The organism is Acinetobacter sp. C15, assembly GCF_013420645.1.
GTDB classification, from domain to species: Bacteria; Pseudomonadota; Gammaproteobacteria; order Pseudomonadales; family Moraxellaceae; genus Acinetobacter; species Acinetobacter indicus.
The window spans coordinates 1-1,626 of the sequence record NZ_VOXR01000114.1 but is presented as its reverse complement, the minus strand read 5'-3'; the positions used below and the strand labels follow the sequence as shown (position 1 = coordinate 1,626).

The 1,626-nt window shown below is 57.0% G+C and carries 2 protein-coding genes; both read left to right on the top strand.

Annotated features, from left to right (window positions below; genetic code table 11):
• Nucleotides 1–246: 246 nt before the first annotated feature.
• Complete coding sequence (gene floR / locus FTT63_RS15365) at nucleotides 247–1,461, top strand: chloramphenicol/florfenicol efflux MFS transporter FloR (protein ID WP_000214122.1); 1,215 nt, start codon at nucleotides 247–249, stop codon at nucleotides 1,459–1,461.
• Between the two features lie 27 nt (nucleotides 1,462–1,488).
• Nucleotides 1,489–1,626: LysR family transcriptional regulator (locus tag FTT63_RS15870; protein WP_257222279.1), on the top strand; the 138-nt coding region annotated here is incomplete at its 3' end.

Genomic DNA, 1,626 nt, shown 5'->3' with positions numbered 1-1,626 from the left:
TTAGGGCGGCAGAGGGGGCTGGAACGCTGAGTGCGCCCATGCCGCATTGCGAAGCAAAAGATAATCGGATAAAATGTAGCAATTCATATTCGTAAGCGTGGAGTAATCAGATGGGAAATTCCAAGTCAGCAGACAAGTAAGCCGCAACAACCAGTATTGTTGTTGCGGCGCTCTGTAAGGCTAGTCTCATCTGATTGCTGACGAGCAGACGTCGCCCGGTATTCCTTAATCGAGGGTTGATTCGTCATGACCACCACACGCCCCGCGTGGGCCTATACGCTGCCGGCAGCACTGCTGCTGATGGCTCCTTTCGACATCCTCGCTTCACTGGCGATGGATATTTATCTCCCTGTCGTTCCAGCGATGCCCGGCATCCTGAACACGACGCCCGCTATGATCCAACTCACGTTGAGCCTCTATATGGTGATGCTCGGCGTGGGCCAGGTGATTTTTGGTCCGCTCTCAGACAGAATCGGGCGACGGCCAATTCTACTTGCGGGCGCAACGGCTTTCGTCATTGCGTCTCTGGGAGCAGCTTGGTCTTCAACTGCACCGGCCTTTGTCGCTTTCCGTCTACTTCAAGCAGTGGGCGCGTCGGCCATGCTGGTGGCGACGTTCGCGACGGTTCGCGACGTTTATGCCAACCGTCCTGAGGGTGTCGTCATCTACGGCCTTTTCAGTTCGATGCTGGCGTTCGTGCCTGCGCTCGGCCCTATCGCCGGAGTATTGATCGGCGAGTTCTTGGGATGGCAGGCGATATTCATTACTTTGGCTATACTGGCGATGCTCGCACTCCTAAATGCGGGTTTCAGGTGGCACGAAACCCGCCCTCTGGATCAAGTCAAGACGCGCCGATCTGTCTTGCCGATCTTCGCGAGTCCGGCTTTTTGGGTTTACACTGTCGGCTTTAGCGCCGGTATGGGCACCTACTTCGTCTTCTTCTCGACGGCTCCCCGTGTGCTCATAGGCCAAGCGGAATATTCCGAGATCGGATTCAGCTTTGCCTTCGCCACTGTCGCGCTTGTAATGATCGTGACAACCCGTTTCGCGAAGTCCTTTGTCGCCAGATGGGGCATCGCAGGATGCGTGGCGCGTGGGATGGCGTTGCTTGTTTGCGGAGCGGTCCTGTTGGGGATCGGCGAACTTTACGGCTCGCCGTCATTCCTGACCTTCATCCTACCGATGTGGGTTGTCGCGGTCGGTATTGTCTTCACGGTGTCCGTTACCGCGAACGGCGCTTTGGCAGAGTTCGACGACATCGCGGGATCAGCGGTCGCGTTCTACTTCTGCGTTCAAAGCCTGATAGTCAGCATTGTCGGGACATTGGCGGTGGCACTTTTAAACGGTGACACAGCGTGGCCCGTGATCTGTTACGCCACGGCGATGGCGGTACTGGTTTCGTTGGGGCTGGTGCTCCTTCGGCTCCGTGGGGCTGCCACCGAGAAGTCGCCAGTCGTCTAACCGACGACTGGTAGCAGGCCCGCTCCGATGCGGCGCACTAACCATCGAAACCTCGTGAATGTCGGTATCCTGTCTGGCAGGATACCGCTCATTTCCCTTGTTCAGTTCATCGCCGTCGCCGAGCATCTGAATTTTCGGCATGCGGCCAAGGCACTTGGTATCAGC